This is a genomic window from Ensifer sp. GW821-FHT05G01 (assembly GCF_059419585.1).
Genome location: NZ_JBWKSC010000011.1, coordinates 105,878 through 121,298, shown reverse-complemented (window position 1 = coordinate 121,298; position 15,421 = coordinate 105,878). Strand labels below are relative to the sequence as shown.

Here is a 15,421-nt window from a genome sequence, read left to right as displayed (position 1 = left end):
AGATAATCGTGGCTCTTGAAGATCGTATTTCGCAAAATTACATCGTTGCGCGCAGCGTGCACAGCACGCGAGAACACCGTCGATCAAGCTTCATTCGTGGAGGTTGTCATGGAAAATGGACTGATGGAAAGCAAGAAAGCACAGGATTGGCTCAATCTGGTTCTCGCAGTCGCCCTGTTCGTTTCACCTTGGGTGCTCGACTTCGCCAGCGAAACCATACCGGCGTGGAACGCATGGATTGTAGGAATCTTGCTCGCCGCTCTGGCGGTTGCCGCGCTGTCGGCGTTTGCTGAGTGGGAAGAGTGGTCGAGCCTGGTGCTCGGGGTCTGGCTGATCGTCTCGCCCTGGCTGCTTCAATTCGCGGCGAACATGAACGCGATGTGGACCCACGTGGTCCTTGGAGTGCTCGTCGCCGCCGTGTCGGCCTGGGCGCTTTGGGACAATCGGCAGAACCCGCATGCTCATGCATGATAGAGAATTGGAGTATGGCCCGCCGCCTCAGCGGCGGGCCCAGACTGCTGGCAAGCCCGTCGATAGTTTCGGCGGGTTTTTTGTTTTGGGGTTTGCGCTGTCGAGTGGATTGCGTCGGCTTGTATGTGTGTCGCGGCGCCGGGCCTTGGGTTTGGGGCCTTGGTCAGGACCATAACGATGATCGTAAAGCTGCTTGGCGTCGGCAAACGAGCGCTCGACCGTCTCCTTGCGGCGTTTGTAGATCGTCTTGCCCCAGGACGTCAGGCGGTTGGCATCGGTGCGCTCGCGTTCATCGGCCCGGACATGACGGGTGACGGTGCGGGTCGCAGCCGCGTTTCGGCAGATCGCCGGGTCGGAGCGATAGTGGCGACAGCCGGTGCGATGGGAATAGGTGGCCGGCTTCGTTTCGGAATCAGCGGCCGACTTAACTGGAATGCGCACTGAGCACCACCGAAGGTTCGACACTTCGACCGCAACACGGCCCTCATGCCGGCGGGCATCGAGCGCGCATAAGGGGGAGGATTCGTCGGAAGTCGATCGGTAAACGTTTGTCGTTGACAGTTCTGGTGTGCGCACCGCCAGCGGCTCACTGAAGCTTAACCGTTGCTGCCTTTCCTTGGAGCAGCCATGCCGATTTCGAGTCCTCCGGCTGCAATCAGGGCAAATGCCGAACCCTGGACCGGCAGCGGAAACAACCCAACTGTCATCAGCAGTGGGCGCGACACCCAGGACTCTTGCCCCTGGGCCGGGCGACCATTTCGTTTTCGTTTGCATCCCCGCCCATAGCGGCATCATGTCTAGCGGTGAGTGAACGACACAAATTGAGGAAGAACCTGATTAAGTGCAAAACGACAGGACCTTCGCCATGACACATCATTCGATCACAAACGAGATCGGCAAGCTTTCGAAGCATCGGATGTGGGCCGGAAATCTCAAGACGCTAACACGCGCCACGCAAAGGGGCGCATCGTTTGGCGGCGATCGCCGGTCGTGAAATGCTCCAAAGCCCGAGGCTGTCCGTGCTTACTCGAGAATCTTGGGGACCAGGAAGAAGTTGCGCTCACTGAGAGGAGCGTTTGCCACGATCTCTTCGGCATGATTGCTTTCGGTCACGACGTCCTGGCGCATTTTCATGGTTGTTGGCACAACCGAGGTCATCGGAGCGATGCCTTCGACATCAACCTCCAAAAGCTGCTCGATGAAGGTCAGGATTTCGTTCAGCTCGCCACACATTTTTTCAGCCTCGTCTTCGCTGAGTGCGAGACGAGCAAGGCGGGCAATACGTCTAATGGTCGCGATATCTATCGACATAGGCTGCGTCCGATGTGATGGCTTCCGTCGCTTGCGCAAGATTTTGCCGATCTGAGCCTTCTGCCGCTAACACTGACTGCCAACCAGAAATCTGGCAAGTCAATCTCGACGGCTCGCTGCATTCCGTTCGCTATAGGCCGAACAAATGGCGCCGTATTGGAGGTGAGTTCAAGCTGCACTGAGATTTGCGAAAATTCTCCAAGGCGGCACTTGAAGCCGGATTTCACAAATACCAGATTATTTGCCGCCAGCCGCTGACAACAGGGCTGGCAATGCTGGAAGCGCCGTCTTTCGGCGCTCCATACCATGTTGCTTTCAGGAGGATATGGCTATGGCAACATCTTACGACTACACGCCTCTCTTCCGATCGAGCGTTGGCTTCGACCGGCTCTTCAATCTTCTGGAAAACGCCCAGCGCGACCGTTCGACCAGCGATTGGCCGCCCTATGACATTGTCAAGACGGGTGACGACAGCTACCGCATCTCGATTGCGGTTGCCGGTTTCGCCGAAGACGACCTGGACCTGACGTTCCAGACCAATCTTCTCACCGTTATTGGCAAGAAGCAGGATTCTCCGTCCGAAGCCTATCTGCACCGAGGCATCGCCCACCGCCCGTTCGAACATCGTTTCGAGCTCGCCGACCATGTCACGGTCCGTGGAGCGGGACTGAGCAATGGTCTGCTGACCATCGATCTCGTCCGGGAGGTTCCGGAGGCATTGAAACCGCGCAAGGTCAGCATTCAAAGCGGTTCCGATCTTGGACGGCCGGACGCCGCGCCGCAGATCGAAGCCCAGAGCGCCGCCTAAACGAAAACATCGGATATGGGCGCCGTTTCGATGGCGCCTATGGGCACACCGGGTTGGAAAGGAGAGAGTTATGAAACCCGATATGTTCAAGAAACCTGTGCGTATTCTCGTCGGTCTTGGATTCCCGACGGAAGTGAGAAGCGTGATGGACGCTTACCGCCATCTGGTCGAGTGGCCGATATCGCTCAGGGATGGTCCGCATTCGGTAGCGCTCAAGGCATGCCGCGCTGCCTTGTGCGGCGAGATCGAAGCTGAGACCGCACGCGGCTTGTTTGCCGCCTTCGCGGAAAAGCACGATCTGCTGGCGCCGGAAACTGACCTCGTCATGGCGACTCATGCGAGGTGGAGCAGGAAGCCGCAAGTAAGCTGAGGTGAACCGATGATCGACGATATGTTTAAGCAGATTGCCGCAACTGCCGTAAACATCGGACCGGAAGTTCTAGCATCTCACTGGTCGCCGTTTCGACGTCCAATGGATGTGGTGAAGGCTCCTGCACTTTCTGTCGATGATAAACGGGCCATTCTCGCCGCGTGGGCTTCGGACTTTTGTGCGATAGATTCGAAGCCGGCACTCCGTCGTATGCCAGGAACGCCTGAGCCGGTTTCAATCGATGAGGTTCGGTCTGCCCTGCGAGAGCTCGATTCGCGGTACGATATCTGACGGAGCTATCTGGTGCCTGCTTCAAAGCCTTGCCAGCTTTCCGACGGGCGGTTCTCATATGAGGCGGCCCGTCGAGATATACGGACTGGGAATTCAGTTCACTTCGAAAGAATGCCTTCTTCATACGGCGCGGTGCCAGCTTTCGCTTCATTATTGTTCCGGCGGCCGCTTTTAGGCCTGGAGGAGCGCTAGGCTGTGGTGCGGTTGAGCCGCATCTTCTCCTGGCTGATGAGTCTCGCCCTGGCTGCTTCAATTCGCGTCGAACATGAACGCGATGTGGACCCATGCGATCCTCGGCGTGCTCGTCACCGCCGTGTCACCCTGGGCACTCTGGGAATATCGGCGGAACCCGCATGAACCTGGATGTTCGAGAAAAAGGAGAGCACGGCCCGCCGCTTCAGCGGCGGGCTCTTCCGGATTGGCGATGCCGATCGATACGCCGATGCGCAGCAACGGGGATTGAATGGTAGAGCTTGCCGGCGATATCAACGCAAACTAGGGACGGCGGCTCCTGTCGTCTACGACGGTGCAATTCAGTTTCTTTAGCTTTGCGTAGGCAATGGCGGCATCGCGGGTTGGGAAACGCAGTTCAACCAGAGTCAGCGTGTCACTCCCGCCAGTGTAGCCCATTAGATAGTCGATGACGGGTGGTGCTTGCCGTTCGAATACCAGCAGCCAAGGTCGCCCGGAGACGCGCGCCGAAGTCATCACGAGCGTGACGGGCGAAAAATGCGTGCTACGGGATCAATGTTTGGTCGTGGGCAGGTGATGTCAATCGCCAGGGGCAGGCTGGTGCTGACCTGCTCCACGAACTTCCGGCCAGCGCGGCCGGATTGTCTGTCTCGCGCAAGGGGTTCCGTCAACCACGTCATCGGTTTTTGCCACGCGACAGCTGTTCGGGAGCTGGCTGCTGCCACGGCTCCACGGGATCAGGTCACGTACACTCATGGCTCATCCTTTCGTCGTTTCTTCCTTCCTCCTTGGCGAAGCTGCTTTCCTTCACCTGTTGGCAACGGCGATGATCAAGCAGCATGTTCTCAATCAGGCCGCCTTGTCGCCTTGGATCTGCTTCGAAGCTGGCTTCGTCATTTCGCTTTCGATGGCGATCCGACGCGGCTTCATCTCCTCAGGCATTTCCTTCCTGAGATCGATAACGAGTAGCCCGTTTTCGAGCTTTGCGCCCTCGACGATGACATGATCGGCTAGCTCGAATCTGCGCGCAAATGGCCGTAGAGCGAGGCCGTGATGGAGGTACTGTACCTCCTCATCCTCGGATTTCCCGCCGTTGACCACGAGCATGTTCGCTTCATGGGTGATCGTCAGTTCGTCCTCGGCGAAACCCGCCACTGCCATGGCGATGCGGTACGCATCTTCCCCCAGTTTGACGATGTTATAGGGCGGCCCGTTGTCAGCGTTGAGGCTGGCGTGTTTTCGAGCAGGTCGAAGATGCGGTCGAAGCCGATGCTCGACCTGTAGAAGGGGGAAAAGTCGAGGTTTGTTCTCATAGCTACATCCTCCGTAGAGCAACATAGGTACGAGGGAGCGCCAAGAAGCTTGGGGCTCCCTGACTGGTGTCGACCCACCAGGGCGTCGACAAGGATGAGGTGGGGATCACGATACCTTCCGTCAAGAGGGAGCAGGAGTTTTCGAGCGGCGGCTCCGCGAAATAGTCTCATGAATTCATGCCGGTAGCACTCGATGGTGTAGAGTGCTAAAAAATTTCTGATCCCCTCTTGAAACTCGAAAAGACAAAAACCAGATCGATTTGCGCGCGATGCCGAAAGGGTCGGCGCGCCCCGCGTCGGTCGCTCCGAATGCGGCGCGGAGGACCCGTTGAAAAATCTGTTTGTCGATGAGGAGAGCGAGATGACGTTCCGTCCATTGCATGACCGTATCCTGGTTCGCCGCATCGAGGCCGAGGAAAAGACGGCCGGCGGCATCATCATCCCAGATACGGCGAAGGAAAAGCCACAGGAAGGTGAGGTCGTTGCCGCCGGACCGGGTGCGCGCGACGACAGCGGGCAGTTGCGACCGCTCGATGTGAAAGTGGGTGATCGCATTCTGTTCGGCAAATGGTCGGGCACCGAGATCAAGCTCAATGGCGAGGATGTCCTGATTATGAAGGAATCGGACGTGATGGGCGTGAAACGCAGCCTAGTGCCGATCCGGACCCATGCCAGACAAGGAATGCTGCCTGAGGAAGGAGTAGAAAAATGGCTGCCAAGGAAGTGAAATTCAATTCCGACGCCCGCGAAAGGATGCTGCGCGGCGTCGACATCCTCGCCAATGCTGTCAAGGTTACGCTCGGTCCGAAGGGCCGTAACGTGGTGATCGACAAGTCATACGGCGCGCCCCGCATCACCAAGGACGGCGTCACCGTCGCCAAGGAGATCGAGCTTGAGGACAAGTTCGAGAATATGGGCGCGCAAATGGTGCGGGAGGTTGCCTCGAAGACCAGCGACATCGCTGGTGACGGCACCACCACCGCGACAGTTCTCGCCCAGGCGATCGTCAAGGAAGGGGCGAAGGCGGTGGCGTCGGGCATGAACCCGATGGATTTGAAACGCGGCATCGACAAAGCAGTCGACGCCGTGGTCGAGGAACTGCGGCGGAACGCCCGCAAAGTCACCAGGAACGACGAGATCGCCCAGGTTGGCACCATCTCGGCCAATGGCGACATCGAGATTGGCCGCTTCCTCGCAGAAGCGATGGAAAAGGTCGGTAACGAGGGGGTGATCACCGTCGAGGAAGCCAAGACCGCGGTGACGGAGCTGGAAGTCGTCGAAGGCATGCAATTCGACCGCGGTTATCTCTCGCCGTATTTCGTCACCAACCCCGAGAAGATGCGGGTTGAGTTCGAGGAACCCTACATCCTGATCCACGAAAAGAAGCTCTCGAACCTGCAGACATTGCTGCCGGTTCTCGAAGCGGTCGTTCAATCTGGAAAGCCGCTGCTGATTATCGCCGAGGATGTCGAAGGCGAGGCGCTGGCGACGCTTGTTGTCAACAAGCTGCGCGGCGGCCTGAAGGTGGCTGCCGTCAAAGCGCCGGGCTTCGGCGACCGCCGCAAAGCGATGCTGGAGGACATCGCGATCCTCACTGGCGGCACGGCAATCTCTGAAGATCTCGGTATCAAGCTCGAGAACGTGACCCTCAATATGCTTGGCCGCGCCAAGAAGGTCGTCGTCGAAAAAGACAACACCACGATCGTCGATGGCGCTGGCTCGAAGACGGAGATTGAGGGCCGCGTCGCCCAGATCAAGGCACAGATCGAGGAAACCACGTCGGACTACGATCGCGAGAAGTTGCAGGAGCGGCTGGCCAAGCTTGCTGGCGGCGTTGCCATCATCCGCGTCGGCGGCTCGACCGAGGTTGAGGTGAAGGAACGCAAGGACCGCGTCGACGACGCCATGCACGCCACGCGGGCGGCCGTCGAGGAGGGCGTGTTGCCCGGCGGAGGCGTCGCTTTGCTGAGGGCTGTCAAAGCACTGGACAACACTCAGACCGAGAATGCCGACCAGAGGCACGGCATCGACCTGGTTCGCCGCGCGATCGAGGCGCCGGTGCGCCAGATCGCCGAGAACGCGGGTGCCGAAGGCTCGATCATTGTCGGCAAGCTGCGCGAGAAGACCGATTTTGGTTATGGCTGGAACGCGCAAACGAACGAGTTCGGTGATCTTTACGATCAGGGCGTGATCGACCCGGTCAAGGTCGTTCGCACCGCGCTGCAGGACGCCGCCTCGGTCGCCGGCCTGCTGATCACCACCGAGGCCATGGTCGCCGAGAAGCCGAAGACGGATGTACCGCTCCCGCCGATGCCGGCAGCCGGCATGGACTTCTGACTGCAATGATAGGTCCGCGCCCCCACGGGGCGTGGGCTTTGGATAGACTTGTGAAGTAAGGGATGCATTTCGCTTGAATCGGCGCGGCGTTTGTCGAACTGGTGCTGGTTTGGCAGGAGCCAAAATCGTGACTCCGGGGGGCTTTACCCAAGCCTCGCCCGTGCACCGAAGGAGGAATTTAAGAGTTCGGGCCCAAAAATGACCACGCGTTCGTCGAAATATGTCGGCGTATTCGCCGCACTCGTCCTCATCCTGGTTCCTGCGCCGTTCCCGGCGGCGCAGCCGCAGTCGGCGATGTCGGCAAGCACCCAGCCATCGCTCGCCGATGTCTTGGAGGACGTCACGCCGGCGGTCGTCAACATTGCAGTAAGGTCTCGCGCTTCCGCCGAAACCAATCCTCTTTACAACGATCCCTTCTTCCGCCGCTATTTCAATCCGCCTGAGCAGCAGCAACGGCTGAGTGCGGGCTCCGGCGTCATCGTTGATGCCAACAAAGGTTATATCCTCACCAATCACCACGTCGTCGCGGACGCCGGCGAGATTGCGGTAACCCTGAAGGACCGCCGCCGCTTCACGGCCGAACTGGTCGGCAGCGACGAGGCAACCGATATCGCGTTGCTGAAGATCGACGCGGACAAGCTGACGGCGCTCTCGTTCGGCGATTCCGGCGCCCTGCGGGTCGGCGACCCCGTTGTTGCGATCGGCAATCCGTTTGGCCTTGGCCAGACCGTCACCTCCGGTATCGTCAGCGCCCTTGGCCGCGGCGGCATCAATGTCGAGGGCTATGAGGATTTCATCCAGACGGATGCTTCGATTAATCCCGGCAACTCGGGAGGCGCACTGGTGACCGCGGACGGCCTGCTGGTCGGCGTCAACACCTCAATCATCGCGCCCACCGGCGGCAATGTCGGCATCGGCTTTGCGGTTCCGATCGCAATGGCGTCGGCGGTGATGGAGCAACTGATCGAGCATGGCGAAGTGCGGCGCGGCCGGATCGGCATCTCCGTCCAGGACCTGACGCCCGACCTCGCCGAAGCGCTCAGCATCGAGGAAAGCTACGGCGCCGTCGTCGGCAACGTTGAGAAAGATTCCCCCGCGGAACAGGCGGGCCTTCGAGCTGGCGATGTCATCATCGCCGTCAACAATCGGAAAATCACGGGCTCGGCAGATCTCCGCAATCGTGTCGGCCTGGCTCAGGTCGGATCGGAGGTCGAAATCGAACTTCTGCGCGATCGGGTTCGCAATACGGTGTCAATGCGCATCGAGCCGGACAAGGCAATTGCCAAGCCTGGAGCCATGCCCGCTCGCCTTGAGGGCGCTGAGTTCCAGGATGCGGCCGGCAACGTGGTTGTTTCCAGCGTTGAAGATGGAAGTGCTGCGGCCCGAGCCGGTCTGCGCATGGGCGATGTGATCGTTGCTGCCAATCGCCGGCCTATCGCGACCGTGGCGGAACTCGAGACAGCGTTAAAGAACGCCAGTGGCACGATAGCGCTCGATCTGTTTCGCGCCGGGTCGAAACACTTGCTGGTGATCCGGTAGGTGGTTGCCCGACACATGACGTTAACATCGATGGGAGAGGGAGATGAGGAAATCTGCTCGATGGATTACAGCCCTGGCTGGAGACCGGTAACTTCTCAGGGGTTGAGCACGGATTGTTAATCCCGAGTGGTTCATGACCATCGCTTTGCTCAAGGAGGAGGCGACGGTGGCGGTGGAATGGACGATCACGATCCAGGGGAAGAACGAGTTCGGCGACGTCTCTCGTCGTGAGGTCCGAATTGATAAGAGTTGGGAGCGCCTGTTCGACGGCGAGGTCGGTTTGTCGATCGAAGAGGGCAAGAAGATCATGGCGGCGCTGCAGAGCGTGGTCGTAAGCCACGAAGCGGAGACCTATTCCCTTTTTCGTCGGGTCTGCCCGGATTGCCACACGTTCCGCCCGGTCAAGGATTACACGACGCGCCAGATCCGAACCGTCTTCGGCACGGTCGAGGTCCGCAATCCCCGCTGGATGCTGTGCCGGGATTGTCACCCCGGCATTGCCGGCGCCTTCGCACCGCTGAAAGAAATCTGCCCCGATCGAGCGACGCCCGAATTGATGGAACTGACAGCGCGGCTGGGAAGCATGATGCCGTACCGGCAGGCAGTGAAGGTGCTGGCCGAGTTCTTACCCGTCGAACCAACGGAGACGCATCCCACCGTGCGCAAGCGCACCATCAAGATCGGCGAGCGACTAGACGATCAGATTGCACAGGAGGAGCGGCGCGCAAGGCCTCATGAAACTGATGAACGGCGCCAGCTGGAAATGCATCTTCCCGGCGACCGACGCAAAGAGTTCGTCATCCGCATCGACACGGCTCATGTCCGCAGTGCCGATCCCAATTCGGCGCGAAGCTTCGAACTCGTTGTGGCCCGATGCGGCCGCGGCGGTCGGGGAGAACCAGGTGGCCGCTATTTTGTCACCAGCACCGACCGAACCGCAATCCGGGATTGCGCCCTTCATGCTCTTCGGAGCGAAGGGTATCGCGGTTTCGGTGACGTCACCGTGATCTCGGACGGCGCCGAAATCCTCAAGCGGCTGCCCCGAGCGATGCCGAAGCCGACAGCCCACATCATCGACTGGTTCCACATCGCCATGAAGATCCAGCCCATGCAGCAGATCGCCGATCACCTGATCCGCTCCAACTCTAACCGCGCCGAGCTACCCGTTACCAATGGCAGGGACATCAAGGCCGTGAAGTGGCGTTTGTGGCAAGGCCGCATCGATCGGGCGATCCGCGACCTGGAGCGGCTCCTGGTCTGTCTCAAGCAATCGCAGCGAGAAGGTGAATTCTCGATTTCACGGCTTCACAGCCTGGGCTCGCAGCTGCTCACCTATATCCGTTCCAACCGCGGTGCGATCATCAACTATGGAAAGCGCTACAGAGCCGGATTTCGCGTCGCTACGACCCTCGCCGAGTCGGCGGTAAATTCGCTTGTTGGCAAGTGGATGGTCAAGAAACAGCAGATGCGATGGTCGCACCACGGCGCTCACATGCTCATGCAGGTCCGGACGGCCGCGCTGAACGGCGAACTTCGCGATCGTTTGAGAACATCGTTCCGACAGCCAGAACCGAACATGCCTTCGAGATTCAAACCCAAGCCACCACTCCTGCGTGCCGCCTGACCCCAGAGAAGTTACCGGTCTCATCTTATTGAAGTTATTGCCGTCGGAGTCTGGCAGTTAAATGCAAAACAACACATGGGCAGATCAAACGCTCTCAGCGGTGTCAAGATATGTCGCTGGCGACGATAGGTCGTATACAACGCGAGCGGTAGCGGTGAAAAGGTGGGTAATTGCTGACCAGTGCGACTTGTGGCTAGTGAGTTTGGATAACATGAGTGCATGCTACAACATCTCGGCTGCCGGCCGGTGAGCGGCAGTCGTGCAGGCATTTGTCCTTTGATCCTCCTACCGTGTGTCTGTTCGGTCCTGGAGCAATGATCCGCTACAGAATGACCCTCGGCACGCCAAGGCGATGCCAAGCGTTGCGTGCTTCTTTCATCTCCGACTCGCTGCCGGGGGTGTAATATTTGCGATGAAGCCAGAATATTCTTTCCTGTTCTGGCTTTCTTGACCGAGTGCCCGGATCACGTCCCATTCGGTCGTGTATTTCGCCAAGCGTCAATACATAGCAGGTTATCTCAGGTGTTCGAGTATAGACAACGAATACCCACCACGGGGTTACGATTGTCTCAGGATGTAATCCAAGCGAGGTGTCCTGCGGTTTGCCACTATGTGCTTTAACTTGAATAGGGTGCATGGTGCGCTCATCCTCCGAAGCAGCATATAGATCAGCGCCCCGAGCATTTCGGACAGTCGGCATCACGTTCCACCCTGACAGAGATAGTTCGCGGGCAACGTGATAAAGGCCAATATTTCCGGTAATCTGCGCAATATTGCTCATTAGTTGACCTCTACAAACCATTTTACAAAGCGGACCGTTGGACTAATCACGGTCCAGCAGCCTTGTTCTGCTCCATACCTCTTTCCGTTCAATGAAACAGCCGGCGATGGCGGTGCCATCCCTGAGCGAAGACGCGTCCAGCGAAATCACATTGGGTCGCAAACAGTCGGCGTGTGATCGTGGGCCGCGATGTCGAGGGTTGAAGCTCCAGCCCAAGTTTCAATACCTCATCAGCAATCACAAAACCCCACCTTGCAGGGGAGGGCGCCCGGCGTATCGTGAAGCTTGCGAACCCCAGATACGCCGCGTCTTTTGCGTCCGTTGGTCCTTTGTCGAAAGCTCCCTCAGCCGCCCAATCCCGCCTAAGCCATGTTACATTGCGGCCCGCTGCTGGATCTGCTGTCTTCACTCCAAGGAGATTTTGTACGCGCGCGCTCAGCCTCGCTGTTCCACCTGAACTCAGAGTCTTTCGAAGATTTCGTCCTTACAGATCAGGCCTCCCATGACGCAGCCGCTCACCTTGATGTCGCTGCCGGCGATCTCGGCCTTGCCGGTATATTCCTTGCCGCCATTGGTTAAGTCGATCAGCTTTCCGGAGTACTGTCCATTGCCCGTGGGCGTGAAAGTCGCGAACTGCTTGCCTTTGAATGCGCCGCTCGTGTAGGTCATGCACAACCTTGCTCCGCAAGCCGCAACCTTTGCCGTTGCGCCGGTCTTTGGGGTTCTAAAATCGCCTTCGATCGGGTCGGCATGGGCTGCACCGGACGTCAGCACCATCATGGCTGACGCCATCGCCATCTTGCGAATAGTAATTCTCATGACACGTCTCCTTGTCTTCGGCCATCAGGGGCCGCTGGTTCATTCATGAAGGACCGCATCCCGTCCGTGAGAAGCTTGACTGGGGGTATCCGGCTTAAAGCGGTCCGGTGGGAGCAGATGGGATCCTCGGCACGTCATGCGAGCCTCGAGTTAGTAGTCCGCAGTGCCTGCGCTTCTTTGGTGAGAGCGCAGGCCGATTGCGCGCACGCGTGGTCTGCCGGCGGGAGGCATTGTTACGGCGTCGTGAAGACACCCAAATTGACAAGCTGGACGCGTCTGTTGCTCGCTGAATCGCCCTTTGAGCCATCGATCGGGAAGTACTCGCCGACACCGACGGCGTAGAGCCGTTCAGGATCGACTGCGAATGTCGTCGAGAGAATCTCCCCGATGGCCGCAGCGCGTTTCTCGCTGAGTTCCAGATTATGCTTGTCACTGCCTGTTGAACTGGAGTGGCCGACAATCAGGAACTTGTAGGCCCAGAGATTCGGGTGATGAAGCGCATCGGCAATCAGGCCGAGCGACCTATAGGACTCCGGCTTGATCATGACCGAGTCGTTCTCGAAGTCGATCTCGACAACCATTTGCGGGAGCTTGGCGATCTTGCCCCAGTTCGGAAGCGACGCCATCGCCACTCCGCCACCGTCCATGGCTTCCTGGCGGAGAATAGCGATGTCGATCAACGGAGCCGCGCCGACGAGCTTGCCAAGCCCTAAGACGATCCGTTGTTCGGAGACCTCCTGAGCGGCCGCGAAATCCGGTGCCATCGATGCAGCGACTAAAAGTGTGAGGAGCAGGGAAGAAATCTTGGTCATTTGGTTATCTCCAGCCGGCATCGGTGATCGCCTGATTGCACGCTTTACCCACGCGCTTTTCGGCCTTGATGAGGCATGCCAGGCGGTAGCCGTCGCCCTTCACGCTCGAGCAGAGTTGGGCGATATCGTGTTTGCAGACACCGGCGTACGCGGCCTGGGCCTGCTCCCGCTGGCTGATCGAGGTGAGCACAGTCGTGATCGTTCCGACGCAGACTGGTGAGATTTTGGCTGCGTTTTTCTGGAGGCAATCGGCAATCCGTCCGTTGCCGAGATTGAGGCCATGACAGAACTTTTTGATGTCTGCACCGCAGTCCTGCGCCAATTTCGTGACGGCGTCGGCGTAGCTCAGGGTTTCTGCGCGCGTCGCGCCCGTTAACGCAAGCCCGATTAACAATGTGGTTGCTATGGTACGTCTCGTCTTCAACGCTCGTCTCCCTTTAGATCTGAGGTGGCTTGGCTTGTTTGGACAGGTGTCTGCTGAATTCTAATCAGGCGCTCTTGAAACCAGTCGAGTCGGCAGGGCGATTCGCTAGAATCGCACCACGAGGCCCATTATCGGCCCTTGCTGAACTGCGTCGAACACGAACCCGTTGTCGCTATAGTCCACGCCCAGCGCGCGGTAGCCGGCAACCATCGAAATCGAATCCATGAACCGGTAACCCACCGCCGCGGCGACGTCCCAGTCGAGATCGGCGCCACCAGCACCGACAAGGCCCCAACCGGTCAGATAGAGCTCGGGTGTCAGCGAATAGGTGCCACGAACGCCGGCCAGACCGTCCACCCAGGTTGCCTCATCGCTTCTGGATCTCCCATCGAGAAGGCCGCCGTGAAAGGAAAGCTCGCTTTCGACGGACCATATCCGCAGGCCGCCGACCACATCCAATTGCACTGTATCGCTCTCGAAGATGGAGTATCCCGCGCCGAGCAGTCCGGCGAACGTTTCGGACGTGAGTTCCACGTCAGTCGCGAGGACGCCTCTTGGCGTGCCCGCCTGCCCCGAAATCTTCGTATACATGACGTCAGCGAAGATGCTGTAGGGACCGTTGCGGGCTTCACCAATCGCCATCGCACCGAACTCGAGGTTATCGAAGATGTCACCGAAGCTGGAATCGACATCCACCGCCGGCAGCCCGAATTGCGCTACCTCCCCCGACAATCCCGCCGCCCAGAAATAGGGGGCAAAGGAAAAGGTCCATCCGCTTTCGGTGGTCGTCTGTTGAAGCTCCGGCGTCATCGGGGAATAGCTGTCCGCAGCCTTGACCGTCCCAGCGACGAGGCAAGTTCCGATTACCGCCAGGGTACGAATAATGCAAATCTTCATGATATCTCCCGTGACGGTCGCCGTTGCGGACAACCCCTGTTTTGGTCTTTGTTCAAACCGGGCTGAGGACCGCGGTTTGATCAAGCGGATTTCGGATGCTGTTGACTGTCGAACTATCGGTCGCAGTCGCGTGAACTCGTTCCGCTCGCTCGTTTGCACTCGCGATCGGTTGTGGTTGATTTTGCTCCGCCGGACGGTCCGACCAGTGTCTCGACGTGATGCGCATAGTTCTGCCGGGTATTTTGATCGATGATGGCTGCCGGGGCAGAAACGACCAGGCCCGCGGCGGTTCCGACGGTGTGCGCGGCCCCGGCGGTTGCCGCGACGATATGGTCGCCAAGCCCCACTCTGCTGTCAGTCAAGGTCTGCCTGTCCGAAAGGCGTCTGCCAATCAGTTGCACGATTTCTGGCGATTCCGCGAACTTCGTGTGGTGCAGATCGTCACCTGCCTTGATCTTGGTGAGATCAACGACGGTGATCCCGTTCGCTGCCAGCTCCTCCTTGTAGGGGGATTGCTCCGGATCGATCGCTCCCAACCGAGAGACATTGCCCCAGACGCGTCGAGAAACAGCGAGTGCGCGGTCGTCGCGCGAGACGAAAAGGGTGAAGCGCGGCCGCCGCTTACCCATGTCGCTGATCTGCGAACCGAACACGTCGACATCGACGTCTGGCGCGGCCAGCATGACATTCTTGAACTTTGCCGGCAGTCCGTCGTTGCGGATCGCCATCTGTCGCAGGGATTCCAGTGCCAGCCAGTTGCCCATCGAATGTGCCAGGATCGACACTTCCTTGACCTCGGGATCACGCGCCAGGTACTGGAACAAACTTTCTACTGCGTTTCGCGTGTAGTTGGTGCTTTCGCGATCATATCCGTACGCGAGCAGACTCCCGCGCGATGGCCACGTTGCGAGTACCGGCACACTGCGCGCGCCGGAGTCGTGGACGATCTGGGCGAAACGGAAGACTGCATCCTCGAAATGGTTGTTGAACCCGTGGATAAAGACAAGGACGCTGCCGTCCGAGCTCTTGCGCACATGGCTGTTCAACCATTTCTCGGCGGCCAGCCGGTCGATCTCGTCAGCCTTCACTGCCGCAAAATCCGTCGCCGAGTTCGGCGGAAGCTTTCGCGGCCAAGCGACGTCACCTGCCTTGCGAGCGGTCTCAGGTGGGATTGACACGGTAATGTCCGCGAACGTTGGGCTTTGCGCGCGCTCGCCACTGAACATCTCACCTGGCTTGCTCGCCCGGCCCCTGGTTGTCGCGACCAGCATTTCAACCTGAGTGGCCGACGGGTTGGCCGCGACCGGTTCAAGCACCCCTGTCGGGCGACTCGCGCAGGCCGAGAGCAGCAGCAAACACGCGACGATGGATGACGAAAACGACCAGGAGCATGCGCCGAATATGGCGTTGCGGAATGGATGTGGCGTCAATT

At 59.0% G+C, this 15,421-nt stretch carries 16 protein-coding genes and 5 pseudogenes; 10 read left to right on the top strand and 11 right to left on the bottom strand.

The features are described 5' to 3' along the window. The first annotated feature begins 108 nt into the window (after positions 1–108). Complete coding sequence (locus AC07UR_RS24410) at positions 109–471, top strand: SPW repeat protein (protein WP_173422813.1); 363 nt, start codon at positions 109–111, stop codon at positions 469–471. A 171-nt stretch (positions 472–642) separates the two neighbouring features. On the opposite strand, the pseudogene AC07UR_RS24405 reads toward AC07UR_RS24410, so the two are convergent. The 3 genes and pseudogenes from AC07UR_RS24405 to gatC all read right to left on the bottom strand — a co-directional run. Continuing rightward, positions 643–852 (bottom strand): annotated as a pseudogene (locus AC07UR_RS24405) (transposase); the annotation flags it as partial. Positions 853–974: 122 nt separating this feature from the next. After that, a pseudogene (locus tag AC07UR_RS24400) lies at positions 975–1,245 on the bottom strand (ISL3 family transposase); the annotation flags it as partial. Positions 1,246–1,494: 249 nt separating this feature from the next. After that, positions 1,495–1,782: an Asp-tRNA(Asn)/Glu-tRNA(Gln) amidotransferase subunit GatC gene (gatC, locus tag AC07UR_RS24395; protein WP_173422812.1), complete on the bottom strand. Its 288-nt coding sequence runs from the start codon at positions 1,780–1,782 to the stop codon at positions 1,495–1,497. An 86-nt stretch (positions 1,783–1,868) separates the two neighbouring features. On the opposite strand from gatC, the pseudogene AC07UR_RS24390 reads away from it, so the two are divergent. The 5 genes and pseudogenes from AC07UR_RS24390 to AC07UR_RS24370 form a co-directional block, all read left to right on the top strand. Next, positions 1,869–1,964 (top strand): annotated as a pseudogene (locus tag AC07UR_RS24390) (protein usg); the annotation flags it as partial. Between the two features lie 149 nt (positions 1,965–2,113). Next, positions 2,114–2,590 (top strand): Hsp20 family protein, encoded by a 477-nt coding sequence (locus AC07UR_RS24385; protein ID WP_173422811.1) that lies wholly within the window; start codon positions 2,114–2,116, stop codon positions 2,588–2,590. Between the two features lie 70 nt (positions 2,591–2,660). After that, entirely contained in the window at positions 2,661–2,960 is a 300-nt protein-coding gene (locus AC07UR_RS24380) for a DUF982 domain-containing protein (RefSeq protein ID WP_173422810.1), read from the top strand. Positions 2,961–2,969: 9 nt separating this feature from the next. After that, the gene (locus tag AC07UR_RS24375; protein ID WP_173422809.1) at positions 2,970–3,251 is read left to right on the top strand and encodes a hypothetical protein; all 282 of its coding nucleotides are present in this window, start codon (positions 2,970–2,972) and stop codon (positions 3,249–3,251) included. A gap of 232 nt (positions 3,252–3,483) precedes the next feature. Further along, a pseudogene (locus tag AC07UR_RS24370) lies at positions 3,484–3,606 on the top strand (SPW repeat protein); the annotation flags it as partial. Positions 3,607–3,746: 140 nt separating this feature from the next. Here AC07UR_RS24370 and AC07UR_RS24365 read toward each other — a convergent pair. Next, on the bottom strand, positions 3,747–3,959 hold the full coding sequence (locus AC07UR_RS24365) for an NADH dehydrogenase ubiquinone Fe-S protein 4 (protein ID WP_234903053.1): 213 nt from the start codon (positions 3,957–3,959) through the stop codon (positions 3,747–3,749). 333 nt (positions 3,960–4,292) lie between these two features. Continuing rightward, positions 4,293–4,756, bottom strand: a pseudogene (locus AC07UR_RS24360) (Hsp20 family protein). A 361-nt stretch (positions 4,757–5,117) separates the two neighbouring features. Between AC07UR_RS24360 and AC07UR_RS24355 the strand changes: the two are divergent. The 4 genes from AC07UR_RS24355 to AC07UR_RS24340 all read left to right on the top strand — a co-directional run bounded on the left by AC07UR_RS24355 (position 5,118) and on the right by AC07UR_RS24340 (position 10,256). Continuing rightward, positions 5,118–5,483, top strand: a complete 366-nt coding sequence (locus AC07UR_RS24355; protein ID WP_234903093.1) for a co-chaperone GroES — start codon at positions 5,118–5,120, stop codon at positions 5,481–5,483. Beyond that, the gene (groL, locus tag AC07UR_RS24350) at positions 5,465–7,093 is read left to right on the top strand and encodes a chaperonin GroEL (protein WP_209792964.1); all 1,629 of its coding nucleotides are present in this window, start codon (positions 5,465–5,467) and stop codon (positions 7,091–7,093) included. Before AC07UR_RS24355 ends, groL begins: the two co-directional genes overlap by 19 nt. A gap of 198 nt (positions 7,094–7,291) precedes the next feature. Then, positions 7,292–8,632: a Do family serine endopeptidase gene (locus tag AC07UR_RS24345; RefSeq protein WP_173422807.1), complete on the top strand. Its 1,341-nt coding sequence runs from the start codon at positions 7,292–7,294 to the stop codon at positions 8,630–8,632. A gap of 133 nt (positions 8,633–8,765) precedes the next feature. Continuing rightward, the gene (locus AC07UR_RS24340) at positions 8,766–10,256 is read left to right on the top strand and encodes an ISKra4 family transposase (RefSeq protein ID WP_234942070.1); all 1,491 of its coding nucleotides are present in this window, start codon (positions 8,766–8,768) and stop codon (positions 10,254–10,256) included. Positions 10,257–10,578: 322 nt separating this feature from the next. Here AC07UR_RS24340 and AC07UR_RS24335 read toward each other — a convergent pair whose 3' ends face one another. The 6 genes from AC07UR_RS24335 to AC07UR_RS24310 all read right to left on the bottom strand — a co-directional run bounded on the left by AC07UR_RS24335 (position 10,579) and on the right by AC07UR_RS24310 (position 15,260). Beyond that, on the bottom strand, positions 10,579–11,037 hold the full coding sequence (locus AC07UR_RS24335) for a hypothetical protein (RefSeq protein ID WP_173422806.1): 459 nt from the start codon (positions 11,035–11,037) through the stop codon (positions 10,579–10,581). Positions 11,038–11,496: 459 nt separating this feature from the next. Further along, positions 11,497–11,856: a DUF2147 domain-containing protein gene (locus AC07UR_RS24330; protein WP_173422805.1), complete on the bottom strand. Its 360-nt coding sequence runs from the start codon at positions 11,854–11,856 to the stop codon at positions 11,497–11,499. A 233-nt stretch (positions 11,857–12,089) separates the two neighbouring features. Continuing rightward, positions 12,090–12,668, bottom strand: a complete 579-nt coding sequence (locus tag AC07UR_RS24325; RefSeq protein ID WP_173422804.1) for an OmpA family protein — start codon at positions 12,666–12,668, stop codon at positions 12,090–12,092. A 4-nt stretch (positions 12,669–12,672) separates the two neighbouring features. After that, positions 12,673–13,074 carry a cysteine rich repeat-containing protein gene (locus AC07UR_RS24320; RefSeq protein WP_060584733.1) on the bottom strand — a complete coding sequence of 134 codons (402 nt, stop codon included), beginning with the start codon at positions 13,072–13,074 and terminating at the stop codon, positions 12,673–12,675. 123 nt (positions 13,075–13,197) lie between these two features. Then, positions 13,198–13,989, bottom strand: a complete 792-nt coding sequence (locus tag AC07UR_RS24315; RefSeq protein WP_173422802.1) for a hypothetical protein — start codon at positions 13,987–13,989, stop codon at positions 13,198–13,200. Between the two features lie 113 nt (positions 13,990–14,102). Continuing rightward, positions 14,103–15,260 carry an alpha/beta hydrolase gene (locus AC07UR_RS24310; RefSeq protein WP_412728429.1) on the bottom strand — a complete coding sequence of 386 codons (1,158 nt, stop codon included), beginning with the start codon at positions 15,258–15,260 and terminating at the stop codon, positions 14,103–14,105. Positions 15,261–15,421: the final 161 nt, after the last annotated feature.